The sequence below is a fragment of the Parerythrobacter aurantius genome (assembly GCF_045291475.1).
GTDB classification, from domain to species: Bacteria; Pseudomonadota; Alphaproteobacteria; order Sphingomonadales; family Sphingomonadaceae; genus Parerythrobacter; species Parerythrobacter aurantius.
Genome location: NZ_CP147985.1, coordinates 2,054,299 through 2,079,344 on the forward strand (window position 1 = coordinate 2,054,299; position 25,046 = coordinate 2,079,344).

Below are 25,046 nucleotides of genomic sequence, written 5' to 3' on the forward strand. Positions count from 1 at the left end.
TCGCTCCGGATGCAAGTTCCATCCCCCCAATGGAAGGATATGCCGGATGCAGAGCGAATTCGTCGGCGACCCGTCGCCCCTGACCGATGCAGATTTCGAGCGCGCCGCGCGGCGTTTGCGAACCAGCGTGGCGGCGGTGCGCGCCATCGCCGAGGTTGAAAGCCTCGATGGCGGCTACCTGCCGGACGGGCGGCCCAAGATCCTGTTCGAACGGCACTGGTTCCACCGCCTGACGGAGGGCGCATGGACCGCCTCCCACCCGCGGATATCATCACCGGTGCCCGGCGGCTACAGCGGCGGAGCGCGCGAATACGCCCGGCTGGAAGAGGCCGTGGCGCTCGACCGGGCGGCGGCGCTACGCTCCGCCAGCTGGGGTGCCTTCCAGATCATGGGCTTCAACCATCGCCTCGCGGGGTATGACGATATCGAAGACTTCGTCGGGGCGATGGTGGCGGGTGCCGACCGGCAGCTCGATGCCTTCATCGCCTTTATAGAGGCAAGCGGCCTCGGCGACGAATTGCGACGGCAGGACTGGGCCGGCTTCGCGCGCGGCTACAATGGCCGGAACTACCGCCTCAACCGGTATGACGAGAAGCTTGCCGCCGCGCATGACCGGTTTGTCGCTGCCGGATTTGGTGAGGCAGCCGCGCGCCGGGTGCTGCGCAAGGGTGCTCGCGGGCGGGATGTGGCGTTCCTGCAGGAACGGCTCGGGATCCCGGCCGACGGAATTTTCGGGCCGGTGACGCTGGCGCAGGTGCGGCGGTTCCAGCAATCGCGGCGGCTGCCGGCCGACGGGGTGGTGGGTCGGCGGACCTGGGCTGCGCTGCTCGCCGACTGATGGCGGACTTGCGCAGGTGGCGCTTTCGGCTAGTCCCGTCATCCATGCCCGACGCTGCCGAAATCGCTGCCGATCCCGCCTGGTTGCCGCACCGGATCGACGTGCCGGCAAGGCAGGTCGAATTCATCCGCGTGCCGCGTGCGACGCTGGCCGAGCGAGGCTTCCTCGCCGACCGTGAGCCGGCGCCGGGCGACAGGACAACGTTTGGCTGGGACGACGTAGCCGCGATGCAGCCGGACGAGGGCGCCTTGCATTTCGTCTTCCATACCGCCTTCTGCCGGTCGACCCTGCTGGTCCGCGCGCTCGATGCGCCGGGGGTGGTGGCGGGCCTCAACGAACCGGGCATCATCGCCAGCCTGGTCAATGCGGGCGAAGCGGCGGCGCCCTTGCTCGGCCCCGTCCTCGCCCTGCTGGCCCGACCCCATGTGCCGGGGGAGACGGTGGTGGTGAAGCCCACCAACCATGCCAACATGCTGATGCCCGCATTGCTCAGGGTGCGGCCCGGGGCGCGCGCGGTGCTGATGACGAACGACCTGCCGGTGTTCCTGCATTCCGTCGCCCGCAAGGGCCTGATGGGGCGCCACTGGGGCCGCAAGCTGTTCCTCGAACTGCAGGGCTATGCCGGGATGGATTTCGGGATGGACGGTCGGGAAACCTTCGCCATGACCGACATGCAGGCGGCTGGCCTCGCCTGGCTGCTGAACCAGCGGTATCTCGCCCTGCATCTCGGCGGGCACATGGCCGGCATCGACCCGCAAAGACTGCGCCTGCTCGACGGCGACCGGTTCGATGCCGCGCGCGAGAACACGCTGGCGGCGGTCTTCGCGCATTTTGGCCTCGGCGCGGAGCCTGGGCTTGCCGCAACGCTCGCTTCGGGCGCGGTGTTCGCGCAGCATGCCAAGCTCGGTGGGGCTTTTGCCGGCGACGAGGCGGCCGGCAACGACCCGAGGCTCGAAGAGGAGATCGCGCAGGTCGGCCAGTGGGTCGCGCTGATCGCGCGGCAGGCCGGTCTCGACCTGCCGCTCGTCCAGACGCTGGCCTGACGGCGAGCGCTTACTCGGGCTTGCCCGTCAGCCCGCGCGCTTCGAGCATCGGGGTCACATCGGGATCGCGCCCGGCGAAGGTGCGGAACATCTCGAAATAATCCATCGTCCCGCCGCGGCTCAGCACCGTCTTGCGATAATGGTCGCCGTTGGCCCGCGTGAGCCCGCCATTGTCGCGGAACCACTTGCGGCTGTCGCGGTCCAGCATCTCGGTCCACAAGTAGCTGTAATAGCCGGCCGAATAGCCTTCCGGATCGCTGAAGATGTGGTTGAAATAGGTGCTGCGGTAACGCGGCGGGACCAGCCCGATTTCGAGGCCGAGATCCTGCAGCGACTTGCGCTCGAAGGCATCGACCTCTTCCGGCGTGTCGATCGCGGCTGCTTCGGCGGGCGACAGCGCGGCCCACTTCATGTCGAGCAGCGCGGCTTCCACCACTTCGCCGAAATCGTAGCCCTGGTTGAACTTGCTCGCCGCCTCGATCTTGTCGATCATCTCCTGCGGGATCGTCTCGCCGGTCTTGTAGTGCTTGGCGTAGTTCTGCAGCACCGAGGGCCAGGTCGCCCACATCTCGTGCACCTGGCTGGGATATTCGACGAAGTCGCGCGCCGTCGCCGTGCCCGAGAGGCTTTCGTATTTCTGGTCGGCGAAGAAGCCGTGCAGCGCATGGCCGAATTCGTGGAAGGTGGTGTTGACGTTGTCGTAACTCACCAGCTGCGGCTGGCCCGCCGGGGCCTTGGGGATGTTGAGCACGTTGTAGATCACCGGCTTGGTGCCCCACAGGTAGCTCTGGTCGACGAAGTTCGACATCCACGCCCCGCCGCGCTTGCCGTCGCGCTGGAAGGGATCGAAATAGAACAGGCCGAGTTCGCTGCCGTCGGCATCGTACACGGTGTAGACGCTGACGTCGGGGTGATAGACCGGCAGGTCGCTGCGCTTCTTGAAGGTCAGCCCGTAGAGCTTTTCCGCCATGTAGAAGACCCCGTCCTCGAGCACGCGGTCGAGCACGAAATATTCCGACATTTTCTCTTCATCGAGCTGGTACTGTTCCGCCTTGATCTTGTTCGCGTAGCGGTACCAGTCCCACGGCTGGACGGTGTAGTCGCCGCCGTCGGCCTTGATCGCGGCATTGAGCATCTGCGCCTCGCGGCGCTGGGTGGCGGCGAGGGCCGGCACCATGTCGGTCATGAACTTGAGCGCGGTCGCGGGCTTTTGCGCCATGCGGTCGTACATGGCGTAGCTGGCCCAGTCCTCCTCGCCGAACAGCGCCGCCTTGTCGGCCCGCAGCTTGGCGATCCGCGCCAGCAGCACGCGGGTGTCATGCGCCGGATTGGTCCCGTCGGCGCGGTGGTAGCTGGCCTTGAACAGCTTCTCGCGCGTGGCGCGGTTGGTGAGCGCGGGGATCAGCGGCTGCTGCGTCGTGTTCTGCAACGCGATCGCATATTTGCCGGGGAAGCCCTTGTCGGCCGCCAGCTTGGCCGCGGCGGCGATATCGCTCTCGCTCAGCCCGGCCAGCTCCGCCTTGGTGTCGACGACCAGCGGCTGGTCGTTGGTGGCGGCGCGGACCTTCTGGCTGAACTGGGTGGTGAGGGTCGAAAGCTCGGTGTTGATCGCCTTGACCTGTTCGCGCTGGGCATCGGTCAAGAGGGCGCCGGCATGGACCATGCCCTTGTAGGTTTCTTCGAGCAGCCGCGCGTCCTCGACCGTCATGCTCATGCTGGCGCGCTGGTCGTAGACCGCCTTGACCCGGGCGAACAAGGCCGGGTCGAGCGTGATGGAATCGCTATGGGCCGACAGCTTGGGCCCCATTTCCGTCTCGATCGCATCGAGGCCGGGGGTGGTCGCGGCCCCGGTCAGGGCGAAGAACACGCGGCCGACCCGGCCCAGCATGCGGCCCGATTTCTCCAGTGCGACGATGGTATTCTCGAACGTGGGCGCGGCCGGGTTGGCGACGATCGCCTGCACTTCGGCTTTCTGGATCGCCATGCCCTGTTCGAAGGCGGGGATATAGTCGGCTTCCGAAATCTTGCCGAAATCCGGGGCGAGGAAGGGCAGCGTGCTGTCGGAAGCGAAATAGCCCGTTCCCTGCGGAATGGCCGGCGCGGCACTGGCCGGCGCGGCGGCGCCTTCGCCGCCGGGGGCGGTCTGGCAGCCGGTGAGCGAGCCCAGTGCCAGCGATGCAAGGGCGGTGGTGGCCAGGATATGGGCCTTCATCTGGATCTCCAATCATGCCGCGTCCCGGCAGGCCGCCGGACGCGAGGTGAGGCTGGAGGAGCAGCAAGATACGATCCCGCGCTGCCCCCACAGCAGGGTGTCTGACTGGCGCCGGTTGAACCGGAGATTGCCGGGCAATGCAAGCCTGCGACAGCTTCGCCCGCGTTGCCGGTCGAACCGGGCTGCGGGTTTGTCGAACAGCGGGCCGGTGCCGGGGCTGCCCCGCAAACCGCTTCAGCGGGCGCAGTACTCGCGGTGGCCGGATCGGCACATTTTGACCGCGTAGCGCCACTCGGCCATGTCGCGCTCGTACCGCTCCATATCGCGGCGATACTGCTCCATGTCCTTTTCGTGCTGGCGTGTCGCCTCCCAGCCCTTGGCATATTCGGCATCGCGCCGGCGCACATAGTCCAGCTGTTCCTGGTTGAGCCGACGGATGATCTGGCGGTCGCGCTCGCGCGCCTCCTTCGTCTGCATCGTCGGATCGCGCGGATCGTCGGCCGAAGCGGTTGCGGGGATGAAAGCAATGGCTCCAAGCAGCGCGAACGCGCCGAGGCGAGCGGTAATAGGCATGTGGTGCGACCCTCCGTTTTTCCCGTGCCGCGCGACATGGACCATGCAGCCTTAACGCAGCCAGTACGGACGGCGGTCACGGTGCAAGTTGCGCTGCCTTCGCGTTCGGGTAGTATACGGCCCGGTGTCGCGCCCGGGGATCTGAGGTAGCGAAACCCGTGCGCGTCGGCGGAATGCGAGCGGGGATGGGCGAACAGCGCAGCGAATATCGGTACAAGGCCTTCATCAGCTACAGCTGGGCCGATGCCGCGTGGGGCAAGTGGGCCCACCATGCGCTGGAAACCTATCGCACCCCGGCTGCGCTGGTAGGCAAGGAAGGCGCGCTCGGCCCGGTTCCGGCGCGGCTGCAACCCATCTTCAAGGACCGCGAGGAGGAAGCCGCCGGCGCCAGCATCGGCGCGGCGGTCGAAACCGCGCTGGAGAATTCCGAATTCCTGGTCGTGATCTGCTCGCCCAATTCGGCGAGGTCGAAATGGGTCGACCGCGAGATCGCCTTCTTCAAGACCCGGCGCGACCCGGCCAAGGTGCTGGCCCTGATCGTCGATGGCGAGCCGGGCGATCAGGAACGCGAATGTTTCCCCCGCGCGCTGACGCATGGGGTGGGCGAGGATATGGCGGTGGGCGCGCCGCTGGCTGATGCGCCGCTGGCGGCCGATGCCCGCATCACCGGCGACGGCAAGCGCCGCGCGCGGCTCAAGCTCGCCGCCGCCATGCTCGGCGTCGGGCTGGACGAGCTCGTCAACCGCGACGACCGTCGCCGCGCCATCCGCGCACGCATCGTCGTCGCCGCATCGGTCACGCTGGCGCTGGTGATGAGCGCGCTGACGCTGGTCGCGGTGCGCGCCCGCAACGAGGCCGAACGCCAGCGGGCCGAGGCCGACGGGCTGATCGAATTCATGCTGACCGATTTGCGCGACAAGCTGGAGCCGGTCGGGCGGCTGGATGCGCTCGATGCGGTCGGCGAACGTGCGCTCGATTATTACGCCCGCCAGAAACTAGCGAGCCTCGACCCGGACTCGCTCGGCCGCCGCAGCCGCGCGCTGCACCTGGTGGGCGAGGTGCGCAACATCCGCGGCGACAGCGAGTCGGGACTGAAGGCTTTCCGGCAGGCGGCGCGCACCACGGGCGAGCTGCTGGCGCGTAATCCCGACGATGCGCAGCGCATCTTCGACCACGCGCAGAGCGTGTTCTGGGTCGCCTACATCGCCTACGAGCGGGGCGAGAACAGGGAAGCCGAGGCGCAGTTCCGCGAATACAAGCGGCTCGCCGACCAACTGGTGGCGCTCGATCCGAAGAAGCCGGAATGGCGGCTGGAAAGCAGCTACGCCGAAACCAACCTCGGCGTCATGTACGACAAGCTTGGCCGGTATCCGGAGGCAGACAAAGCCTTCGCCCACGGGCTCGAGCAGATCGAGGCCGTCGTCGCGACCGAGCCGTGGAATGCCGACCGGCAGATCGAAATGGGGTCGATGGTCAACTGGCTCGGCGCGACGCGCAAGAACCTGTTGAGGCCCGCCGAGGCGATCGGGCTGCACGAGCGGGAGATCGCGATCTACGAGGCGGTTCTCCGCCGCGAGCCGGGAAATGCCACGGCGCGCAACCGGCTGGCCATCGCCTGGAACTACATGATCGTGGCGAAAATCGATGCCGGCGACCTAGAGGGTTCGATCGAGGCTGGCGAAACCGCCCTGCGGATGATCGGGGAGCTTCGCGGGCTGGAGCCGAGCAATACCGAATGGCAACATACGGATGTGGGGACGCTCTATCTCCAGGCGGAGAACGCCATCTACGACCGGCGCTTCGGCTATGCTCGTCAGTTGCTGACAAGTGCCGATGCGCTCGCCGCGAAACTTGCACGGAAGGATCCAACCAACCAGACATGGACCCAGGATTTTCCGGCGCGGTCGTTGAAGGTACGCCTTCAGCTCGGTCTGGCGTCGAGTGACCTCTCGCTGGCCGAAATGGCCGCGAGGCAAGTCAAGCAACCGGCCGGCAGCTCGCTGGCCGGAGTAGGCGAAGGATACGTCGGCGGTCTTTATCGCCTGGCCGGCGATGTGGAAGCGCGCCTTGGCCGACGTGCCGAGGCAGCAAAGCTGTGGCAGACCGCCATGGACAGGTTGTCAGGAACTCAGTGGGCGCTCAGCGAGAAGTACGTCGTCCTCAAACGGCTTGGACGCCTCGAAGAGGCGGGCAAGGTGGCGAGGGAGCTCGACAGGCGGGGTTACAGGCACCCCGCCTATCTCGCCGAACGATAGCGCTATTCCTTCAGCATGAAGGTCGGCGGGTTGCCGCCGCCCCCACTCTTGCCGGTTACGATCGGATCGATGGTCATGTAGTAATTGCCGTACTGCGGCAGCACGAGGCCGAGGCAATAGCCGTAGGGCGTATTGGACGAACCCGGCGTATCGTCATCGACAAATATCTGCGTGTCGCTGGTCCGCGACGGCGTCATGTTCGGAACATTGATCGGGGTGGTGTCATATTGCCCCTGCGAAACATTCGTGACGTTGCAGAACCAGCAAAATCCCGTCACCGGCCCGGTGCCGCTGTATTCGGTGGCAAGGGCCCAGCGGCCCTGGACCGGGTTGATGCCGCTGGCGTCCTTCATCTGGCTGGTGTCGAGCACGAAGGTGATATCCACCCGGCCGCTGTAGCTCTGCGGGGACGGCAGCGGATTCAGGATGATGTCCCCGTCGGCATGGACGCGCCCGGTCATGTCGGGCATGGACGCAGTGAGGGAAAAGGTCCGGGTCGCCTCGATGTCGTAGGGCGGGGTGCTCTTCTTCCACACCAGCGTCGGCGTGACGGTGATGGTCATCGTCCGGTCGGGCTTGCTGCCCTGCACATTGCTGGTCTGCGTGTAGGTCTGCTGTTCCATTGCGGTCCTCCCGTCCCTCTGGATCGATGCAGGGCACACGTACTGCGAGGGACTGGCAGTTGCAGTGTGCCGACAATGCGATCCGACGGTCCGGTGGCCCGGCGCTTTGTGAAGGAGCGCCTTTCAGGCCGGCCCTTCGCGCCATGTCCCCGGCCAGGCGCATCCTGCGATGCTGCGTCCGGCCCCGGTGGAGTGCAAGCTGCGCCCAAACCTCGCCAATGTAAAGTGACGTCATGGCTTCATCGCTCGCACTACGGGGACGTGCATCGGGGTGCGCCGGGCGCAAGTGCCCCGCCGGGCTTGACCGACAGGGCGAGCGATGCGAACATATGTGGAACGTAGAGGCTTTGGCTCACCCTTCGGGTCATGGGCCAAAGCCCCGCTGGACTCTGATCGCAACACACCCCACTTGGACCGCCTATGGCTCTCACCAAAATATCCGTTCGCGGCGCCCGCGAGCATAACCTCAAGGGCATCGATATCGACCTGCCGCGCGATGCGCTGATCGTGATCACGGGCCTTTCCGGCTCGGGCAAGTCGTCGCTCGCCTTCGATACGATCTATGCCGAGGGGCAGCGCCGCTATGTCGAGAGCCTTTCGGCCTATGCGCGCCAGTTCCTCGAGATGATGCAGAAGCCCGATGTCGAGCATATCGACGGGCTTTCCCCGGCGATCTCGATCGAGCAGAAGACCACCAGCCGCAACCCGCGCTCGACCGTGGCGACGGTGACCGAGATTTACGACTACATGCGCCTGCTGTGGGCGCGGGTGGGCGTGCCGTACTCGCCCGCCACCGGCCTGCCGATCGAGGCGCAGACGGTCAGCAACATGGTCGACCGGGTGATGGCGCTGCCGGAAGGCACGCGGCTCTACCTGCTCGCTCCGGTGGTGCGCGGGCGCAAGGGCGAATACCGCAAGGAACTGGCCGAATGGCAGAAGGCCGGCTTCACCCGCGTCCGGATCGACGGCGAAATGGTCGCGATCGAAGACGCGCCTGCGCTCGACAAGAAGTTCAAGCACGACATCGAGGTGGTGGTCGATCGGATCGCGGTGAAGCCGGGGATCGAGACGCGGCTGGCCGACAGCTTCGAACAGGCGCTGAAGCTGGCCGAGGGGCTGGCCTATGTCGACCTGGCCGATGGCGTGGTGCCGGGGCGCGAGGGCGAGGACGATTCAGGCGGCGCGATGAAGGGCGCAGGGCTGCCGCCCAACCGCATCGTGTTCAGCGAGAAATTCGCCTGCCCGGTGAGCGGCTTCACCATCGAGGAGATCGAGCCGCGGCTGTTCTCCTTCAACGCGCCGCAGGGTGCCTGCGCTACCTGCGACGGGCTGGGCGAAAAGATGCTGTTCGATCCGCAGCTGGTGGTCCCCAACGAAGGCCTCAGCCTCAAGCAGGGCGCGGTCGTGCCCTGGGCCAAGTCCAACCCGCCGAGCCCCTATTACATGCAGGTGCTGCAAAGCCTCGCCAAGGCCTACAAGTTCGACCTCACCACCCCGTGGAACGAGCTCGAGCGCGACCAGCGTGACATCATCCTGCACGGCACCGGCGGCTATGCCGTGCCGCTGACCTTCAAGGACGGGCGCAAGGAATACACCGTCAACAAGGCGTTCGAGGGGGTGATCGGCAACCTCAACCGCCGCCTGCGGCAGACCGACAGCGCGTGGATGCGCGAGGAGCTGGCCAAGTTCCAGACCGCGCAGCCGTGCGAGACCTGCGGCGGCAAGCGCCTCAACGAGAAGGCGCTCAGCGTGAAGGTCGCCGGCACCGACATCGCTACTTCGGTCAAGATGAGCGTCGCCGATGCCAAGGCGTGGTTCCTCGGCCTAGAGGCGCAGCTGACCGACACCCAGCAGCAGATCGCCCGCGCCATCCTCAAGGAAATCAACGAGCGGCTGGGCTTCCTCGACAATGTCGGGCTCGATTACCTCAACCTCGACCGCACCAGCGGCACGCTGAGCGGCGGGGAGAGCCAGCGCATCCGCCTCGCCAGCCAGATCGGCTCCGGCCTCAGCGGCGTGCTCTACGTGCTCGACGAGCCATCCATCGGCCTCCACCAGAAGGACAACGACCGGCTGCTCGAAACGCTCAAGCGCCTGCGCGACCTCGGCAACACGGTGATCGTGGTCGAGCATGACGAGGACGCGATCCGCACCGCCGACCATATCGTCGATCTCGGCCCCGGCGCCGGGGTGCACGGCGGCGAGGTGGTGGCGCAGGGCACGCTCAAGCAGATCGAGAAGGCCAAGAACTCGCTCACCGCCGATTACCTCACCGGGCGGCGCGCGATCGAGGTGCCCGCGAAACGCCGCAAGGGCAACGGCCACCAGCTCACCGTCCACGGCGCGCGGGCCAACAACCTCAAGGATGTGACCGCCTCCATCCCGCTCGGCACCTTCGCCTGCATCACGGGGGTTTCGGGCAGCGGCAAGTCCAGCTTCACCATCGACACGCTCTACGCCTCGGCCGCGCGCACGCTCAACGGCGCGCGGGTGATCGCGGGCGCGCATGACAAGGTCACCGGCCTCGAATTCTGCGACAAGGTGATCGAGATCGACCAGTCGCCGATCGGCCGCACCCCGCGCTCCAACCCCGCCACCTACACCGGCGCCTTCACCCAGATCCGCGACTGGTTCGCCGGCCTGCCGGAATCGCAGGCGCGCGGGTACAAGCCGGGCCGCTTCAGCTTCAACGTCAAGGGCGGCCGGTGCGAGGCGTGCCAGGGCGACGGGCTGATCAAGATCGAGATGCACTTCCTGCCCGACGTCTATGTGACGTGCGAGGAATGCCACGGCCGCCGCTACAACCGCGAAACGCTGGAGGTGAAGTTCAAGGGCCACAGCATCGCCGACGTGCTCGACATGACGATCGAGGATGCGGAGGAGTTCTTCAAGGCCGTCCCCCCGATCCGCGACAAGATGCATATGCTGAACGAAGTCGGCCTCGGCTATGTCAAGGTCGGCCAGCAGGCGACGACGCTGAGCGGCGGCGAGGCGCAGCGGGTCAAGCTGGCCAAGGAACTGGCCCGCCGCAGCACCGGGCAGACACTCTATATCCTCGACGAGCCGACCACCGGCCTGCACTTCGAGGACGTGCGCAAACTGTTGGAAGTGCTGCACCGGCTGGTAGAGCAGGGGAATTCCGTGGTGGTGATCGAGCACAATCTGGATGTGATCAAGACGGCGGACTTTATCCTCGACCTGGGGCCGGAAGGTGGGGTGCGCGGGGGCGAGGTTGTCGCGTCAGGGACGCCGGAGGACGTCGTGCGGGAGCCGCGGAGCTTTACGGGGCAGTATCTGAAGCCGTTGCTGGAGCGGGTTAGCGAGGCGGCGGAGTAAAAATCCGAAAATTTATGGAGGGCCGATGTACCTAGAGGCATTCACTGCCGACGAGATCCGCGCAGTCAAAATCGATGACCTAATTGACGAAAAGATGTGTGTCGACGTGGAAGCGTTTGACAGCAAATTGCGCGAAGCAGCCAATGAGGCTGATAAGGCTGGTGACGGAAGTCGCGCAAAAGTTTTAAGACTTTTTGCCGCGATTTGCAGTTTTCATTTCAAGCCTCACGACCGTGCAGAACCGTTCTCCAATATATTGAGTTGGACGGATGGATCTCGATCAATGATCGGCTCTGATATGGAGCAAGCTGCAATCGATCAGCTTGATGAAATACGAGAAGAGATTGAGACTCTTTCTCTTCGAACACGAGTTTCTGATTTAGTATGGACCCGCGATAAGAGGCGATACCAAAGCGGCATAGATGCCATCAACGGCTATGTTACAATGCTCAGGCGATTGATCGATGGGACCGGCTCCCTTCGTTTCGAGAGTCTGGGTGCTCTCAGTGTATCTAGCCAGAATTTTCTCGCAAGGGCTCTCGTCATCGCTCGTGCACTAGGCTGGGAGCGCAAGGACAATGACGCTCTTAAAGAGACCGGTCGAAGGCTGGTAGAGCTCGCCATTGAGGAAGGAGGTATGACCATTGCACGCTTTGGCAATCTGGCGTTCGAAGCTGGTCTTGATGTCCGTGACGTACTTAAGCCACTGCCCGAAAAAGTCGAGGCGGCACTTCAGCGCGAGGATTTCTCAGTGGCGGAGGAACTGCAGAAATTGCAAATTCGCGTGGAGACGACGAGGTCGGAAAATCGAGAAGTACCAACTAAGGCAGCACTTAAACTCGCTGAGATACATGAAACCCGTGCTGATAAGTCTGACGCGGCATTCCTGAAAACCCATGCTCTCCAAGAGGCCATTGACAGTCTCCATGGTATTCGCGGTGTTAAAGAAAAAAGGCAAAGCCTTCACGAGAAACTGCGGGAAGCGCAGTTGCATATGTCGGACGAATTCACGCCGATTTCTCACTCAACTGACATCAGCGCGGAGGTGACAAGAATTGTTGGCGCCTACGATGGTTTAGACCTTTTGGACTCAATCCGACAACTTGCGCATGCGGAATTGCCGAAGGATCCTGAGCACCTTCGTGAGAACGCGCGCTCAGAGGCAGAAAGGTTTCCGCTGTCCTCTCTTTTCTCCACCGCAATTTTGGACAATGAGGGGCGGACTACCGCAAGGACAGGCGGAGGAATTGAGAGCGAGGACACACTTCGCCACAAGATCATTCAGCACCAACAAATTCACATGGGATTGGCGGTGGCGGCAGCAATCTCGCCCGTCCGACAAAAAATCATCAATGAATTCAGAGTTGATGAAAATCTTTTGTTTGAAATTTGTCGCATATCTCCCTTTGTACCAAGCGGTGCCGAACACATTATGGCGAAGGGGTTGCAAGCTTTTCTGTATGGCGATGAAATTGTCGCATCGGCTTGTCTAATTCCTTACTTGGAGTCGGGACTTCGCGCGATGGTCGTCGGAGCGGGGCGCTTGGATACTACAATATCTACGGGAGGAATCGAGCAAACGATTGGACTAGGGCCGCTTTTAAGCGACCACCGTGATGCGCTTGAACGGGTTTTCGGGACGAACATCGTTTTTGCGATCGAAAATCTTTTCGTACATCCACTCGGACCCAAAATACGGCACAATTTTTGCCATGGGCTTAGTTCCGATAGCTCATTTTATTCGTCGTCCTACATCTATGCCTGCAAGCTGTTGTTTTCTCTGGTCGTCCTTCCTTTGAGCGGCGCAAAATGGGAGCAAGTGAAGAATCATCTACAGTCGCGCCTTTGAGTAGCCTGACAAGTAGCGCATCTGGTCAGCGGTACTGAGTACGGTCAACAAGCTGCTGTCCTACACTCCAATCCCCGCATAAATAATCCGGTTCACTCCACTCCATGAGGTGAACCATGAACGCCCTTATCACCCTTCCGACCGACACCCACACCATCTTCACCCCGCGCGCGCAGGGGGAGTTTCTCGAGAGCCTCCAGCTCAACGGCAATGTCCGGCTCGCGTGCCGCGTGGCGCGGGTTTCGGTGCAGACGGTCTAGCGCGCGCGGCGGCCGAGTGTGTTTGCGCAGCGCGCAAAGTCAAGTCGGTGCTGTCCTACAGGCCCCCATGTCGCATACATGACTCGGTCCTGCACTTTTTAACGGCGCACCCGGTGCGCTGACTGGGTGCTTCCCAGCCAAGGACCGATCCCATGAATCTTTCCTGCTTCGTCCCTCAAACGCCGGGCGCGGGCCGTCCGGCTCGCTTGGTTCCCTCGCAAAGGCGCGGGCGCGCTTGCAGGTGGCCTTTGGCCAGCTGCGTCTTCGACTTTGCTTCCGCGGTTGTCCCGGCCTTGCCGTTTCAGCTTTGCTTCGCGGTCGGCTGGTCGCCGACCGTGTCCTTGCCCTCCGCCAATGTGGGAGACGCCGCATGAACGCGCCCGACAAGTTCACTTTGCCGGGGGACATTCCCGGCACGCCGTCGGAGAGCTGGCAGGCGCGGGGGTTGGCGCATCCGGCGGGGCGGGGGTGGGAGCCGATCGGGGTTGGGCAGGCCCACCCCGCTGCGACTAGCCTCGCCTGCGGCTCGGAAAGTCTCGCTCCCCTCCCGCAAGCGGGAGGGGCTGGGGGTGGGCACGAGCAGCCCGAAGATCCCCACACCCTCTTCACCCGCGATCGGCAGGTCGCCTTCCTCGCCGCGCTGGCCGGGTGCGGCGCGGTGCGGCGGGCTGCGGTGGCGGCGGGGGTCAGCCACCAGACCGCCTATCGCCTGCGCCGGGCCAGCGCGGAGTTCCGGCTCGCCTGGGATGCGGCGCTGCTCGCCGCGCGGGCGGTGGCGGAGGATGTGCTCGCCTGCCGCGCGCTCGAGGGGGTGGAGGAACAGGTGTTCTATCACGGCGAGGCGGTCGCCACCCGCACCCGCTATTCCGACCGGCTGCTGCTGGCGCACCTGGCGCGGCTCGACCGGCTGGTCGGCGACGAACGGGTCAACGCCTTTGCCGGGGATTTCGACGAAGCGCTCGCCCGCTTCGAACGCGGCGAGGAACAGCCGGTGGTGGAGGCGGGGGTTGATCCCGTGGATCAGCTTCGCTTCCGACAAGCTCAGCCCGAACGGGTTTCAGTTGCCGGGGCTGGCGCAAAAAATTCTTCCCCTGGACAGTGTAACAACCGGTCCACGCGCCTTCGCGACGAGGCGCTGCGGGCGATCCCCTGCGATTGCCCGGGCGCGCGCCTCGGCACCGATGGCGGGGCGCTGCACTGGCACATGACGGGCGACGGGCCGGAGTCGGTCTGCAATGCCGGCGGCGGGGCGGGGCCGTGCTGCGATGCGCCCACCTGGCCCGCCTGCCGCGACTGCCCGCACTATCCGCCGGTCAGCCGCCTGCTCGACGAGATGGACGAGGCGCGGCCCGCCGATGCGCCCGCGCCCGGCCTGCTCGGCCCGGTGGAGGAGGTGGAGGAATGCCAGATCGACGCCTTCCTCGCCGGCGATCCCGAATGGTGGCGCGTGGGGGCGATGGACCAGCGCTTTGCCCGCGCGCCCGGGGGCGGCTGGGTCGCCGCGGATCTGATGGCGGGGGATGCATCAGTGGAGGCCGGGGATGACCCTGGCGCGGAGTCTTCTGCGGATGGTTAATGCGGCCGCAGCCTTGTGCCGACCGCGCCCGGGCAGGGAGGGTGAACGGGCAGGGTTAATGCCGGGTTGGCGATGGCGCATTCGTCCAATCGGGCGGAATTGTCCTCGCCTATCAGCCGCTTGCAAGGGACGTATTCAACGGAGGGGACCCAGCGTGACTGCCACGACAAGCCTGCCATGCCCGCTATGCCGGACGCCGATCGCGATCGATCCGGTCTCGCTGCTGGCGGGGGAGAAGGCGGATTGTGCCGGCTGCGGTTCGGCCCTGCGGCTGGAGCCGGGGGAGACCATGCGCTCCACCATCGAACGCTTCGATGCCGCGCGGGCGGAGGTCAAGCAGGTGATCGGCGGGCGCGCGCGCAAGACCGGGCGAAAGGGGTAAACCGGGGGCATCCGCTTGCGAAGGCGGCGGGCTTGCGGCACAGCGGCGGGCGTATCAAGCCTGCGAGGAACCGCCCGACGATGGCTACTGCCAAGACCGCCCGCCCGTTCGACGTGAAGCCGCTGTTCGCCGAACCCTACTTCGTGATGAACATCGCCGATGCGATCGCGCCGAAGCAGGTGAAGTTCATCCAGTCGCTCAGGATGAACACCAACCAGGTCAACCAGATCTCGGACGAGCTCTACCTCTTTGCCCGGCCCGAGATGAAGAGCATCGCCGAAGCGGTGCAGCAGGGGCTCGACACCTACACCGCCGAGGTGATGGGCATTCCGCAGCGGCTGGAAGTGACGCAGAGCTGGGCGCTGATGAACCCGCCCGGCGTGGGGATGCACGGGCACACGCATTCGAACTCGATGATCTCGGGCTCGCTCTACTACACCGACATGCCCGACCCGCCGGGCAACATGATCTTCGAACGCTTCAACGGCTACCGCCAGATCGAGCTGGCGATCGACGGGCGCAAGCAGAACATCTACAACGCACCGCGCAACGCGATCGTCCCGAAGAAGGGCGACCTGGTGCTCTTCTCCAGCGCGCTGCAGCATTATGTGGAGGTGAACAACTCGAGCGCGAACCGCTACTCGATCGCCTTCAACACCTTCGTGCGCGGGACGATCGGTTCGTTCAGGGATGTGAGCGAGCTGAAGCTCTAGCCCGCGGTCAGCTCTCGACGATCTCGATCTCGACCGTGCCGTGGCCTGCGGCAACGATGCCGACCTGCTCGGCCGCCGCGCGCGACAGGTCGATGGTGCGGCCCTTGGTGAACGGCCCGCGGTCGTTGATGCGCACGATGACCGAAGCACCGGTGCGCGGGTTCGTCACCCTCACCAGCGTGCCGAAGGGCAGGCTGCGGTGGGCGGCCGTCATGGCGCCGTTGTCGAAGCGCTCGCCGCTGGCCGTACGGCGACCGTGGAACTTGGCAGCGTAATAGGATGCGATGCCCATGCCGAGCGAGCGGGTTTCCGGCTCTGCCTCCACCGGAGGTTCGAAACTCTGCATGTCGACCGCATCGCCCTGCGGCTGCGGCGGAAGTGGGAGCGCCTCGAAGCTCTCGAAGGATGCGGCGAATTCGGAGGTGGCGGCAGCGGCGACGGGCGTCGAAGCCTGCGCCGGAAGGGCCAGAAGCACTGCCATGGCAGTGGCCGAGATGGCGCGCCAGGGATTCAAGACAGACCGTTCGATCATGGCGGCGCGCATACGCCGTCAAATCATAAAGAAGGAGTCACCTGCCATGATTTGGCCGCGATTCAGGCTCGGTTCACCTCGGAACGCACCGTCAATACGACGAATTGAGCGCTTATCCTTCGCTCATTCCACTCAAAACGACCTTGGCTCGGCTTGGTTCCGCATCGGCGCGGAGATGGCCGAATCGGCGCTGTCGCCAATGCAAATGGGGCCGGCATTGCTGCCGACCCCACTCTCACCAGCGCGTGGTCTTCCTTCTGCTTTCCGCCCGAGAGCGGTCCGTTTTCGGAAGCGCTTGGCGCCCGATGTCTTTCCGCGTGCCCGGAGGCCCGCGTTCTGTCACCGGCGCTCGCACCGGCATCCGGTTCCATCGTTGGAAGGCCTGCTATCCCGGGCCGAAACCCGTTCCTGCCAACCTTGGCTCCATCGATTTCCCCGCAGCCGTTCGATCCCTTGGTGGCCGTTCTTTCCGGTTCCCATCGGCCGAAGCCTCCGTTTCCCTTCATTCCCGACCGGTCTCTCCCGGCCGTGTCAGCGAACTTCCGCATCCTGGTCATAAGGTGGGCTTGCCTCTGGCCGAAGCCTTCTGCAAGCAACCCTCGCAAGTCGCGGGGACAGCCGCTGTCACATCGGTTGTTCTGGAATTTCTCTGGTTTTTCAATCCTTTCGGATGAGAAACCTGAAACCTTCCGTCGCTCTCGATGACTTGAAGGTGCGCCCGAAGACCGATTCTGGCAACTGTCACAAGAGTGACTTTTCCACTTTTCCCCGATTCACCTGTGGACGACGGTGGATAACTCAACCACTCGTCGATTCATCGCGAAAGTTTCGCGTCCACACGGCAAATAATCGCGAATGTTGCGCTGCAGCATCCGGATACCGAACCTAACCGTCTCAGCGATCCCGCTTGCCGAGCAGCTTCAGCCGCAGGGCATTAAGCCGGATGAAGCCCTCGGCATCCTTCTGGTCGTAGGCGCCGGCATCGTCCTCGAAGGTGACATGGGCTTCGGAATAGAGCGAATTGGGGCTCTTGCGGCCCACGACGCTCGCCACACCCTTGTAGAGCTTGAGCCGTACGGTCCCGCTGACCTTTTCCTGGCTGAGATCGATTGCCGCCTGCAGCATCTCGCGTTCCGGGCTGAACCAGAAGCCGTTGTAGATCAGCTCGGCATATTTCGGCATCAACTCGTCCTTCAGATGCGCCGCGCCGCGGTCGAGCGTGATCTGCTCGATCCCGCGATGCGCCCGGGCATAGATCTCGCCGCCCGGGGTCTCGTACATGCCGCGGCTCTTCATGCCGACGAAGCGGTTCTCGACCAGGTCGAGCCGCCCGATGCCGTGCTTGCGGCCGAGATCGTTGAGCGCGGCGAGCAGGGTCGCCGGGCTCATCGCTTCGCCATTCAGCGCCACGCCGTCGCCCTTTTCGATGTCGATGGTAATGTATTCGGGCGTGTCGGGCGCATCTTCCGGGTTCACCGTGCGCGAATAGACGTAGTCCGGCGTTTCTTCCCACGGGTCCTCCAGCACCTTGCCCTCGGACGAGGTGTGCAGGAGGTTTGCGTCGGTCGAGAACGGGCTCTCGCCGCGTTTGTCCTTGGGCACCTGGATCTGGTGCTGCTCGGCCCAGGCGATGAGCGCGGTGCGGCTGGCGAGGTCCCATTCGCGCCATGGCGCGATGACCTTGATGTCGGGATCGAGCGCATAGGCGCTGAGCTCGAAGCGGACCTGGTCGTTCCCCTTGCCGGTTGCACCGTGCGCAATTGCATCGGCACCGGTCTCGTGCGCGATCTCGACCAGCCGTTTGGAGATCAGCGGGCGGGCGATGCTGGTGCCGAGCAAATAGTCGCCTTCATAGCGGGCATTGGCGCGCATCATCGGGAAGACGAAGTCGCGCACGAATTCCTCGCGCAGGTCCTCGATGAAGATGTGCTTGTCGGGAATGCCCATCGCCCGCGCCTTGGCCCGCGCCGGTTCCAGCTCCTCGCCCTGGCCGAGATCGGCGGTGAAGGTCACCACCTCGAGCCCGCGCTCGACCTCGAGCCACTTGGCGATGACGGAGGTATCGAGTCCGCCGGAATAGGCGAGGACGACACGCTTGATATCGGACATTCGAGGCACTCCTTGATTGGCGGCGCGCCTAGCAATGGGGCGGAGGAGGGGCAATCAAGAATGGATTGGGGAGAAAGAAGGTCCGAGAGCTAGTCATTCGGTCAGCCAATATGCCGCGATTTCGCCCTTTTGGCCTTCCGGCGCGAGCGCGGCGCGCAGCGCTTCGAGCAGCGGGGGCAGCGCCTGCGTGAACGCATAGGGCGGATTGACGATGAACAGCCCCGCGCCGTTGAAGGCGCCGGGCTGGTCGGCATCGTAGAGCCAGTGCTCGATGCCCATGAATTTCGGCAGGTTCAGGCGGCGCAGCTTGTCCTTCCACCGCTGGTGCTCGGCGCGATCCTTGAGCGGGTACCAGATCGCCGTCACCCCGTGCGCCCATTTGCGATGCGCGGCGGCGAGGGTGGCGGTGATCCGCGCGCGCTCGTCGGTCTGTTCATAGGGTGGATCGACTACCACGACGCCGCGCGGGGTCTTGGTCGGAAGCATCGCCAGCCAAAGTTCGTAGGCATCGCGTTCGTGCACCGCGGCCGGCGTGCCGCGCATCGCGAGGCGCAGGGAGCGGGCGTCCTCCGGATGTTTCTCATTGAGGATCAGCACGTCCTGCGGCCGCAGCAGCTGCGCCAGAATGCGCGGGCTGCCGGGGTAGAGGCCGGGGCCTCCTGACGCATTCTCTGCATCATTTACGGCTCGCACGGCGGCGCGATACTCGTCGAGCTCGGGGGCCGCATCGGCAAAGACCCGCAGCACACCGTGCGCGGCCTCGCCAGTGCGCCGCGCCTCGTCGCTGCCGAGGTCGTATAGCCCGCAACCGGCATGGGTATCGATCAGGGTCAGCGCGGAGGGTTTCTGTTGCAAGGCCCGCACGAGCGCGATCAGCACGGCGTGCTTGACGACATCGGCATTGTTACCGGCGTGGAACGAGTGGCGGTAATTCATACGGACAGTTCCGCGAATTCGCCCGGTGCGATGCCGGAAACCGTCCAGTCGCCGATCGACCAGCGGACCAGCCTCAGCGTAGGCAGGCCAACCGCTGCCGTCATCCGCCTCACCTGCCGGTTGCGCCCTTCACGAATGGTGATTTCGAGCCAGCTGTCGGGGATGGACTTGCGAGCGCGGATAGGCGGATTGCGCCGCCACAGGTCAGGCGGGTCGATGCGGCGCGCTTCGGCCGGGAGGGTCATTCCGTCCTTCAGGCGGACACCCTGCCGCAAGGGCTCCAGGTCCTGCTCGACCGGATCGCCTTCGACCTGCACGAGGTAGGTCTTGGGCAGTTTGAAACGGGGATCGGCGACCCGCGCCTGCAGCCGCCCGTCATCGGTAAGCAGCAGCAGGCCCTCGCTATCCCGGTCGAGCCTGCCGGCGGGATAGACACCTTTCACGGCAATGAAATCCGACAGTGTTGCGCGCGCCGTCGGCGATCCGCGATCGGTGAATTGCGACAGGACGCCGAAGGGTTTGTTGAACAGCAGTAGCCGGGCCATGGCGGCGCCATATCGCCGGATAGTGTCGCTGTCTCCTGCCCCATGAAGTCCGGCAGGGGGGCAGTCCTGCCGCTATCCGGGTGCCAGCGACAAAGGCGCACCGGGGCGCGAGCGAATTCCCTAGGGCCGGACCGCGATTTCGCGCACCAGAGTGAGCATTTCTTCCTGCTGCGCGATGATCCTCTCGTGCTGTTCGCCGCGCAACTTGTCGAGTTTCTGCTGCATGGCCATGATCTCGATCTCGGACCGCAAGTTGACCTCATAATCATGTGCAGCGGCGATGCGGTCTTTCTCGGCCTGGCGGTTCTGGCTCATCATGATGACCGGCGCCTGGATGGCGGCGAGCATCGACAGGACGAGGTTGAGGAAGATGTAGGGATATGGGTCAAATGCCTCGCTGCGGGTAAGGACGAAGGTGTTGAGCCCGGTCCAGCCGACAAGGAAGAGGAAAAAGAGGCCGATAAAGAGCCATGAACCGCCTACCCGGGCGACAGAATCGGCGAGCCGGTCGCCGAAGATGTCCTCGCGCTCGGCAAGTTCGTGCGTGTCCTGGCTGATTGGCTGATGATCCTCGATCCCTTCCATGACCCGCCTGTGCCCGGCATCGCTGGGCCGTTCACCGAGATATTCGCGGGCGAGTTCGAGTGTGAGATGTTTCCTCGCTGGCATCGGGCAAACTCCATGAGCAGGTATTTGCGCCTTCTTGCAGCAGGGTCTGGAACAGGCTCAAGGGGAATTTTGCTGCACCAAGGCGTGTTCGCTTGCGAACAGATAATCGCGGGTAAGCGGCAGGGCGCGTCGCGTGCGGGCGTACTGGATCTGGTAGTTGCAGAGGCCGCCATGCTCGAACGCGGCAGTCGCTCCGGCCAGGTAGAAGGTCCACATGCGGAAAAAGCGCTCGTCATGCAGCGCAACGATGGCGTCGCGATGATCGAGGCAACGTTGATACCACGCGCGCAAGGTGTAGGCATAATGCAGCCGCAAGGTCTCGATATCGGTAGCGATGAGGCGGACCTTCTCGCTCGCGGCGAGGGTTTCGCTCAGGGCCGGGATATAGCCGCCCGGGAAAATGTACTTGCGGGTGAAAGCGTCCGTGGTGCCGGGCGCTCCCATCCGCCCGATGGTGTGGAGAAGCATCACTCCGTCCTCCGCCAGCATGGTCGCGCAGGCCTCGAAGAAGGTTTCGAACTGGGGCCTGCCCACATGCTCGAACATGCCGACCGAGACGATCCGATCGAATTGCGTGCCGGTGGCGGCGAAGTCGCGATAATCGGCCAGCTCGATCGCTACCCGGTCGGCCAGCCCTGCTGTGGCGACACGCTGGCGGGCGAGGGTGGCCTGCTCTTGCGAAAGCGTGATGCCGGTAACCCGGACATCGAAATGCCTTGCCAGATAAATTGCCATCCCGCCCCAACCGCAGCCGATGTCGACAATGGTGTTTCCCGGGTCGATGGCGAGCTTGGCGGCGATATGGGCAAGCTTTGCCTCCTGCGCCCGGCCCAGCGAGATATCTAGGGAAGGCCAATAGGCGCAGCTGTATTGCATGTGCTCGTGATCGAGCATCAGTCGGTAGAGATCGTTGCCGATGTCGTAGTGATGGGCCACGTTGCTCCTGGAACCGACGCGGGTGTTGAATTGCTCCAGCGCGAAGGCCGCCTTGTTGCGGAGCCGCTTTATCCTGCCGGGCCTGCCGAAATTGCCGCCCTTGTCCCATGCTGCATTGGCGCGAAGCAGTTCGACCAGTTCCATGATGCCGCCCGCCTCGACCAGAAGCCGCCCGTCCATGAAGGCCTCCGCGGCGCCGAGACGCGGGTCGAGGACGATGTCGCGCGGTACCCGGTTGTCGGTGAAACGAACCACGACGTCCGGGAAGCCTTCGGCGGGCGATCCGTAGGTGCTGGCGGAGCCGTCGGCAAAGACGACGCCGAGCCGACCGTGCTTCACCCCTGCGGTCAGAAACCGATCGAGAAGGGTCTTGTTCATGCCTGTCTTCCCAGTTGCCTGATCATTCCCCGCGCGGTCGCTTGGTGGCCCGGGCGTTTTCGGCTATCGAGGCTTCATGGCCGAAGCCAAGACCCGGATCACCGCTGTCGACCCCGCCGCGTTCATTGCCGGTGTCGAGCCCGAGCGGCGCCGCGAAGAGGCCGAATGCCTCGATGCGCTGTTCCGCCGGGTGACTGGCGAGCAACCGCTTATGTGGGGCCCGACGATCATCGGCTATGGCCAGTATCGTACCACTTATGCCACGGGGCGCGAAGTGCACTGGATGCGAACCGGATTCAGTCCGCGCAAGGCGAAGCTGTCGCTCTACCTCATGGGCGGCTATTGCGACGAAATCGTGGGCAAGCATCGCGACGCGCTCCTTGCCAGGCTCGGGAAGCATTCGACCGGCGCAAGTTGCCTCTACATCAACAAGCTGGCCGACGTTGATCTCGTCGTGCTGGAAGATATGGTCGCCGCCGACTGGGCGGCGATGAAGCGCATTTTTCCGGAAGACTAGATTCCCGCGTACCACTGGTAACCGGCGCGGTCTTCCCAATACCCGCCCTTGCCTTTGCCGATGTTGCCGAGGCTGGCGACAGCCTCGATTGCGGTCAGGTACTTGGCCTGCTTGTAGCCCAGTTGCCGTTCGATCCGCATCCGCAGCGGCGCGCCGTTCTTCACTTCGAGCGCATTTCCATTGAGCATGTGAGCAACGATCGTCTGCGGGTGGAACGCGTCGATCATGTCGATGCTTTCGTAGTAATCCCCGCCGTTCAGCGTGTCGGCGCAGCGGAACACGATGTAGCGGGCCTGGTCCTTCACGCCTGCGGCCTCGAGCAGCGTGGCAAGCTGCGGCCCGGTCCACTCTCCGATCGCGCTCCAGCCTTCGACGCAATCGTGGCGGGTGATCTGGGTTCGCTGCGGGAGGCGGCGTATGTTCTCGAGCGACAATGAAAGCGGCGTCTCGACCAGGCCGCGCACCTCCAGCCGCCAATTCGCGAAGCCTTCGGCGAGGGCGGCATTGTAAGCCGGCTTGTCGGGGTTCACCGTGCCGTTTCCGCGAAATACCGGCGAGATATCGGCCTTGGTGTACTCTCTTGCGAGCCCGGTACGTCCGCCCAGCAGACGCTGTGCGCCCATGTGCAGGCCTTCTGCCCCCTTTACGAGCGAACGCCCGGCGTCCGACTGGATGATCCTGTCGCAGCCAGCGAGGAACAGCCCGCCGATCCCGGCAAGCACGCCGCGACGCTTGAGGTCGAGTGTCATGCTTTGCCTCCCGTGATCATGTCGCGCAGCTGCTGCAGCGGCTTGTGCACAATTACCAGCAGCACGTGGACTAAGAAGAAGCCTGCAATCGCAAAAGCGAAGATGAAGTGCAGGCTGCGCGCGCTCTGGCGCCCGCCGACGAGTTCGATGAACCAGCCCCAGCTGGGCGACATCCCGGGGCTGATCGCCATGCCGGTGAAGACCATCATCGGCAGGAACACGCCGAGCACGACCCCGTAGCTCAGTTTCTGCAGGAAGTTGAACTTGCCGCCCTCATGCTCGAAGTTGAACTTCGCGTGCTGCACGATGTCGTGCCAGACCGCCGCCGGCTTCCATTCCCTTCTGGTGGTCACGAGGTCGCGTTTGAAATGGCCGTTTGCCAGCATCGCCAGCCACATCACCAGCAGCATCACGGCAAAGGGCCACGCCATCAGGATGTGCCAGTCTCGTGCCCCGGCAAGGTCATAGCGCCCGGGGAGCGTCATCCAATAAGGGAACTTGGGTACCAGCAACCAGGCGTCTTCGGCAGCGAAACCCCAGTCGCCCCAGTAAAGCCGGGGGTGGGCGTTGGAAATGCCAAGGCCGCTCATGAAGAGCACGACGACACAGACGAGGTTTGTCCAGTGCCACAGGCGGGTGGTGAGGGCGTGCTTTTTCATGAGCCGAGCCCTTCGCGCGCGAGATAGATGACATCGCGATCCTGGTCGAGCAGGTGCTGCCCGCTGTCGACGAACAGGGTCGTGCCGCTTGCGAGGCTTCCGGCAGACAGAAACAGTGCCGCCTCGGCAATTTCGCTTGCGCCGGTCTTCCGGCCCAGCAGGTTCAGCACGTGTGAGCGTTCGACTTCCTCTTCCGCCTGGTCGTGGCTGGCAAGGATCGCACCCGGCGCCAAACCATAGATGCGGTCGCGAGGGTCGGTCGGTGCCATGGCCATCATGCGGATTGCGCCATCGACTGCATGCTTGCTCATCGTATAGCTGAAGAAATCCGGATTGGTGTTGGCCAGTTTCTGGTCCGTCAATTGGATCACGCGTTTGCCTCCCCCGGCCCGGGCCATGCGCAGGAATGCCAGCGCCATTGCGGCGGGGCTGTGCGCATTGACCGTCATCGCGCGGCTATACGTGGCGGGGTCCATCCCGGTTACAGTGTCGTATTCGAATACCGACGCATTGTTGACCAGGACCCGCCAGTCGGCAAGCCGAGGGGCCAGCGTCTCGACCAGCGCGACGGCAGCTTGCGGGTCCGCCAGGTCGGCCTCCACGGTTTCTGCGGAGGGAAGGCTTGCTGCGAGCGTATCGGCGTCTGCTGCACTCCCGTGGTAATGCAGCACAACATGCCAGCCTGCCCGGCCGAACGCGGCTGCGATGGCAGCGCCTATGCGCCTGGCCGCGCCGGTAACCAGTACCGCCGGGCGCGTCATGGCAAGTCCCTGGAAGGTTCACCGTCGTTCGGCAACGGCCCGGCCAATCGTACGATCCTGATCATGCATGCAATGAAGCACGCCAGCGGACGGCTGGGAAGAGCTTGCCCTATGAAAAAGGCGCGCCGCTGCCCGAAGGAAGCGACGCGCCCGGGTACCCTCTCCAGGGTGAATCGGTCAGCGGCAGCGAAGCGAGCCGCGGTCTATCTCGCGGCCAAGAATGCCGCCGATGGCACCGCCGAGAAGCGCGCCAAGAGTACGGTCGCCTCGCCCGGCGAGCTCGTGACCGGCAAGAGCACCCACACCGGCGCCGATGATCAGCCCGGTCGTACCGTTATCGCGCTTGCAGTAGTAGCGTCCGTCATCGCCGCGCCACACGTAATCGCTGCGCGTAATCCTGCGCGGCTCGTAATACCGACCGCGATCGTCGTAGATGCGGTCTTTCGCGCGCTTGCCCCAAGCGGGTGCGTGCGAAGGCGGATCGGCCAGAGCCGGGGCAGCGACAGGCAGCGTCATGGCTGCTGCGGCGATGCTGAGTGCGAATTTTTTCATCGGGCTGGGTCCCTTTGTTGCGTTGTATGATCCTGTAACGCAA

General features: G+C 64.4%; 23 protein-coding genes. 10 read left to right on the forward strand and 13 right to left on the reverse strand.

What is annotated here, in order from left to right; genetic code table 11:
- The first annotated feature begins 46 nt into the window (after positions 1 to 46).
- Together WAB17_RS10305 and WAB17_RS10310 are read left to right on the forward strand one after the other, a co-directional pair.
- Complete coding sequence (locus WAB17_RS10305; RefSeq protein WP_435417258.1) at positions 47 to 838, forward strand: N-acetylmuramidase domain-containing protein; 792 nt, start codon at positions 47 to 49, stop codon at positions 836 to 838.
- A 44-nt stretch (positions 839 to 882) separates the two neighbouring features.
- Positions 883 to 1,881: a hypothetical protein gene (locus tag WAB17_RS10310; RefSeq protein ID WP_435417259.1), complete on the forward strand. Its 999-nt coding sequence runs from the start codon at positions 883 to 885 to the stop codon at positions 1,879 to 1,881.
- 10 nt (positions 1,882 to 1,891) lie between these two features.
- On the opposite strand, the gene WAB17_RS10315 is transcribed toward WAB17_RS10310, so the two are convergent.
- Together WAB17_RS10315 and WAB17_RS10320 are read right to left on the reverse strand one after the other, a co-directional pair.
- Positions 1,892 to 4,093: a M3 family metallopeptidase gene (locus WAB17_RS10315; protein ID WP_435417260.1), complete on the reverse strand. Its 2,202-nt coding sequence runs from the start codon at positions 4,091 to 4,093 to the stop codon at positions 1,892 to 1,894.
- A 234-nt stretch (positions 4,094 to 4,327) separates the two neighbouring features.
- Positions 4,328 to 4,666 carry a hypothetical protein gene (locus WAB17_RS10320; protein WP_435417261.1) on the reverse strand — a complete coding sequence of 113 codons (339 nt, stop codon included), beginning with the start codon at positions 4,664 to 4,666 and terminating at the stop codon, positions 4,328 to 4,330.
- Positions 4,667 to 4,851: 185 nt separating this feature from the next.
- On the opposite strand from WAB17_RS10320, the gene WAB17_RS10325 reads away from it, so the two are divergent.
- A complete protein-coding gene (locus WAB17_RS10325; protein WP_435417262.1) occupies positions 4,852 to 6,921 on the forward strand; it encodes a TIR domain-containing protein in 2,070 nt (689 codons plus the stop codon).
- Between the two features lie 2 nt (positions 6,922 to 6,923).
- On the opposite strand, the gene WAB17_RS10330 is transcribed toward WAB17_RS10325, so the two are convergent.
- On the reverse strand, positions 6,924 to 7,544 hold the full coding sequence (locus WAB17_RS10330) for a hypothetical protein (RefSeq protein ID WP_435417263.1): 621 nt from the start codon (positions 7,542 to 7,544) through the stop codon (positions 6,924 to 6,926).
- 420 nt (positions 7,545 to 7,964) lie between these two features.
- Between WAB17_RS10330 and uvrA the strand changes: the two genes are divergently transcribed.
- The 6 genes from uvrA (at position 7,965) to WAB17_RS10360 (ending at position 15,660) form a co-directional block, all read left to right on the forward strand.
- Positions 7,965 to 10,880: an excinuclease ABC subunit UvrA gene (gene uvrA / locus WAB17_RS10335; protein ID WP_435417264.1), complete on the forward strand. Its 2,916-nt coding sequence runs from the start codon at positions 7,965 to 7,967 to the stop codon at positions 10,878 to 10,880.
- Positions 10,881 to 10,905: 25 nt separating this feature from the next.
- Positions 10,906 to 12,729, forward strand: a complete 1,824-nt coding sequence (locus WAB17_RS10340) for a DUF4209 domain-containing protein (RefSeq protein WP_435417265.1) — start codon at positions 10,906 to 10,908, stop codon at positions 12,727 to 12,729.
- Positions 12,730 to 12,845: 116 nt separating this feature from the next.
- Complete coding sequence (locus tag WAB17_RS10345; RefSeq protein ID WP_435417266.1) at positions 12,846 to 12,989, forward strand: hypothetical protein; 144 nt, start codon at positions 12,846 to 12,848, stop codon at positions 12,987 to 12,989.
- 370 nt (positions 12,990 to 13,359) lie between these two features.
- Positions 13,360 to 14,565: a hypothetical protein gene (locus WAB17_RS10350; protein WP_435417267.1), complete on the forward strand. Its 1,206-nt coding sequence runs from the start codon at positions 13,360 to 13,362 to the stop codon at positions 14,563 to 14,565.
- Positions 14,566 to 14,719: 154 nt separating this feature from the next.
- Complete coding sequence (locus tag WAB17_RS10355; RefSeq protein ID WP_435417268.1) at positions 14,720 to 14,947, forward strand: hypothetical protein; 228 nt, start codon at positions 14,720 to 14,722, stop codon at positions 14,945 to 14,947.
- 80 nt (positions 14,948 to 15,027) lie between these two features.
- Positions 15,028 to 15,660: a putative 2OG-Fe(II) oxygenase gene (locus tag WAB17_RS10360; protein ID WP_435417269.1), complete on the forward strand. Its 633-nt coding sequence runs from the start codon at positions 15,028 to 15,030 to the stop codon at positions 15,658 to 15,660.
- A gap of 7 nt (positions 15,661 to 15,667) precedes the next feature.
- Here the strand turns inward: WAB17_RS10360 and WAB17_RS10365 are convergent, their stop codons facing one another.
- The 6 genes from WAB17_RS10365 to WAB17_RS10390 all read right to left on the reverse strand — a co-directional run bounded on the left by WAB17_RS10365 (position 15,668) and on the right by WAB17_RS10390 (position 21,765).
- Complete coding sequence (locus WAB17_RS10365; protein WP_435417270.1) at positions 15,668 to 16,141, reverse strand: septal ring lytic transglycosylase RlpA family protein; 474 nt, start codon at positions 16,139 to 16,141, stop codon at positions 15,668 to 15,670.
- 945 nt (positions 16,142 to 17,086) lie between these two features.
- Positions 17,087 to 18,301, reverse strand: coding sequence for an argininosuccinate synthase (locus WAB17_RS10370; RefSeq protein WP_435417271.1), 1,215 nt, complete (start codon positions 18,299 to 18,301; stop codon positions 17,087 to 17,089).
- A gap of 93 nt (positions 18,302 to 18,394) precedes the next feature.
- Entirely contained in the window at positions 18,395 to 19,237 is an 843-nt protein-coding gene (locus WAB17_RS10375) for a 23S rRNA (adenine(2030)-N(6))-methyltransferase RlmJ (RefSeq protein WP_435417272.1), read from the reverse strand.
- The gene (locus WAB17_RS10380; RefSeq protein WP_435417273.1) at positions 19,234 to 19,782 is read right to left on the reverse strand and encodes a pseudouridine synthase; all 549 of its coding nucleotides are present in this window, start codon (positions 19,780 to 19,782) and stop codon (positions 19,234 to 19,236) included. Before WAB17_RS10380 ends, WAB17_RS10375 begins: the two co-directional genes overlap by 4 nt.
- Positions 19,783 to 19,902: 120 nt before the next feature.
- Entirely contained in the window at positions 19,903 to 20,451 is a 549-nt protein-coding gene (locus WAB17_RS10385; RefSeq protein ID WP_435417274.1) for a DUF1003 domain-containing protein, read from the reverse strand.
- A gap of 57 nt (positions 20,452 to 20,508) precedes the next feature.
- Positions 20,509 to 21,765, reverse strand: a complete 1,257-nt coding sequence (locus WAB17_RS10390; protein WP_435417275.1) for a class I SAM-dependent methyltransferase — start codon at positions 21,763 to 21,765, stop codon at positions 20,509 to 20,511.
- 76 nt (positions 21,766 to 21,841) lie between these two features.
- On the opposite strand from WAB17_RS10390, the gene WAB17_RS10395 reads away from it, so the two are divergent.
- The gene (locus tag WAB17_RS10395) at positions 21,842 to 22,282 is read left to right on the forward strand and encodes a DUF1801 domain-containing protein (protein ID WP_435417276.1); all 441 of its coding nucleotides are present in this window, start codon (positions 21,842 to 21,844) and stop codon (positions 22,280 to 22,282) included.
- Here WAB17_RS10395 and WAB17_RS10400 read toward each other — a convergent pair.
- From WAB17_RS10400 to WAB17_RS10415, 4 genes are all read right to left on the reverse strand, one after another.
- A complete protein-coding gene (locus WAB17_RS10400; RefSeq protein ID WP_435417277.1) occupies positions 22,279 to 23,031 on the reverse strand; it encodes a molybdopterin-binding protein in 753 nt (250 codons plus the stop codon). The two genes, WAB17_RS10395 and WAB17_RS10400, sit on opposite strands and share 4 nt — an antisense overlap.
- Complete coding sequence (locus WAB17_RS10405; protein WP_435417278.1) at positions 23,028 to 23,690, reverse strand: cytochrome b/b6 domain-containing protein; 663 nt, start codon at positions 23,688 to 23,690, stop codon at positions 23,028 to 23,030. Before WAB17_RS10405 ends, WAB17_RS10400 begins: the two co-directional genes overlap by 4 nt.
- Positions 23,687 to 24,451 carry an SDR family oxidoreductase gene (locus WAB17_RS10410; protein WP_435417279.1) on the reverse strand — a complete coding sequence of 255 codons (765 nt, stop codon included), beginning with the start codon at positions 24,449 to 24,451 and terminating at the stop codon, positions 23,687 to 23,689. Before WAB17_RS10410 ends, WAB17_RS10405 begins: the two co-directional genes overlap by 4 nt.
- Before the next feature lie 177 nt (positions 24,452 to 24,628).
- Positions 24,629 to 25,003 carry a glycine zipper 2TM domain-containing protein gene (locus tag WAB17_RS10415; protein WP_435417280.1) on the reverse strand — a complete coding sequence of 125 codons (375 nt, stop codon included), beginning with the start codon at positions 25,001 to 25,003 and terminating at the stop codon, positions 24,629 to 24,631.
- Positions 25,004 to 25,046: the final 43 nt, after the last annotated feature.

Coding starts and splice junctions, on each gene's coding strand:
- WAB17_RS10305 (WP_435417258.1), top strand. CDS start 47: ATGCAGAGCGAATTCGTCGGCGACCCGTCGCCCCTGACCGATGCAGAT.
- WAB17_RS10310 (WP_435417259.1), top strand. CDS start 883: ATGCCCGACGCTGCCGAAATCGCTGCCGATCCCGCCTGGTTGCCGCAC.
- WAB17_RS10315 (WP_435417260.1), bottom strand. CDS start 4,093: ATGAAGGCCCATATCCTGGCCACCACCGCCCTTGCATCGCTGGCACTG.
- WAB17_RS10320 (WP_435417261.1), bottom strand. CDS start 4,666: ATGCCTATTACCGCTCGCCTCGGCGCGTTCGCGCTGCTTGGAGCCATT.
- WAB17_RS10325 (WP_435417262.1), top strand. CDS start 4,852: ATGGGCGAACAGCGCAGCGAATATCGGTACAAGGCCTTCATCAGCTAC.
- WAB17_RS10330 (WP_435417263.1), bottom strand. CDS start 7,544: ATGGAACAGCAGACCTACACGCAGACCAGCAATGTGCAGGGCAGCAAG.
- uvrA (WP_435417264.1), top strand. CDS start 7,965: ATGGCTCTCACCAAAATATCCGTTCGCGGCGCCCGCGAGCATAACCTC.
- WAB17_RS10340 (WP_435417265.1), top strand. CDS start 10,906: ATGTACCTAGAGGCATTCACTGCCGACGAGATCCGCGCAGTCAAAATC.
- WAB17_RS10345 (WP_435417266.1), top strand. CDS start 12,846: ATGAACGCCCTTATCACCCTTCCGACCGACACCCACACCATCTTCACC.
- WAB17_RS10350 (WP_435417267.1), top strand. CDS start 13,360: ATGAACGCGCCCGACAAGTTCACTTTGCCGGGGGACATTCCCGGCACG.
- WAB17_RS10360 (WP_435417269.1), top strand. CDS start 15,028: ATGGCTACTGCCAAGACCGCCCGCCCGTTCGACGTGAAGCCGCTGTTC.
- WAB17_RS10365 (WP_435417270.1), bottom strand. CDS start 16,141: ATGGCAGTGCTTCTGGCCCTTCCGGCGCAGGCTTCGACGCCCGTCGCC.
- WAB17_RS10370 (WP_435417271.1), bottom strand. CDS start 18,301: ATGTCCGATATCAAGCGTGTCGTCCTCGCCTATTCCGGCGGACTCGAT.
- WAB17_RS10375 (WP_435417272.1), bottom strand. CDS start 19,237: ATGAATTACCGCCACTCGTTCCACGCCGGTAACAATGCCGATGTCGTC.
- WAB17_RS10380 (WP_435417273.1), bottom strand. CDS start 19,782: ATGGCCCGGCTACTGCTGTTCAACAAACCCTTCGGCGTCCTGTCGCAA.
- WAB17_RS10385 (WP_435417274.1), bottom strand. CDS start 20,451: ATGCCAGCGAGGAAACATCTCACACTCGAACTCGCCCGCGAATATCTC.
- WAB17_RS10390 (WP_435417275.1), bottom strand. CDS start 21,765: ATGAACAAGACCCTTCTCGATCGGTTTCTGACCGCAGGGGTGAAGCAC.
- WAB17_RS10395 (WP_435417276.1), top strand. CDS start 21,842: ATGGCCGAAGCCAAGACCCGGATCACCGCTGTCGACCCCGCCGCGTTC.
- WAB17_RS10400 (WP_435417277.1), bottom strand. CDS start 23,031: ATGACACTCGACCTCAAGCGTCGCGGCGTGCTTGCCGGGATCGGCGGG.
- WAB17_RS10405 (WP_435417278.1), bottom strand. CDS start 23,690: ATGAAAAAGCACGCCCTCACCACCCGCCTGTGGCACTGGACAAACCTC.
- WAB17_RS10410 (WP_435417279.1), bottom strand. CDS start 24,451: ATGACGCGCCCGGCGGTACTGGTTACCGGCGCGGCCAGGCGCATAGGC.
- WAB17_RS10415 (WP_435417280.1), bottom strand. CDS start 25,003: ATGAAAAAATTCGCACTCAGCATCGCCGCAGCAGCCATGACGCTGCCT.